Source organism: Photobacterium salinisoli, assembly GCF_003614885.1.
In the GTDB taxonomy this organism is placed as follows: domain Bacteria; phylum Pseudomonadota; class Gammaproteobacteria; order Enterobacterales; family Vibrionaceae; genus Photobacterium; species Photobacterium salinisoli.
The window spans coordinates 1-592 of sequence record NZ_QZMS01000026.1 but is presented as its reverse complement, the minus strand read 5'-3'; the positions used below and the strand labels follow the sequence as shown (position 1 = coordinate 592).

Annotated in this window: 1 pseudogene; it reads left to right on the top strand. The window is 56.8% G+C overall.

The window, feature by feature from the left end:
• Window positions 1–468: pseudogene (locus D6M16_RS22120) on the top strand (hypothetical protein); the annotation flags it as partial.
• Window positions 469–592: the final 124 nt, after the last annotated feature.

The window sequence follows — 592 nt, the reverse complement described above, 5'->3', positions numbered from 1 at the left end:
CAGGACGGCGACCCGGACAGCCCGACTCTTGAAGTCATTGCTGAGACCAACAAGCCGCAGGCGGTGCGTATGTATCTGCCGCGTCTGGAGCGTTTGCAGATTGATATGCCCGCGCAGGGCACTAACACCTTTAACACCCTGCCGAACGACATGAAGCGCAGCATTCGCCGCATGCACTTCATGACGGATGCCATTGAAGAGCTGGAAATCAAGCGCGATGACAACGTGGCCTATGAAACCACCGCCTGGCGTGAACGTTACATGGCGAACCGTAACGATCTGATGTGGCAGGACGGCATGTTCCATCTGGACTTTCTGATGCGCGGCTTTATCCGCAATGAAATGTTCCCGACGGCCCGTGCCAAAGAGCTGCTGTTTACCTTCAAGACGAAAAAGCCCGCGGGCAGCGTGACCGTGATTACGGAATATCTGGACGTTGAGCGCACGGCGGCACAGGTCAAGGGCTAAGGGGGCAAGATGCTGGATTGGCTTAATGATGCGGTGGACAAAGGCAGTGAAATGCTGGGCGGGGCGTGGGAAGACACGACGGAGTTTGCGGGCGGTTGGTGGAATGATTACCTCGACAGCAAGC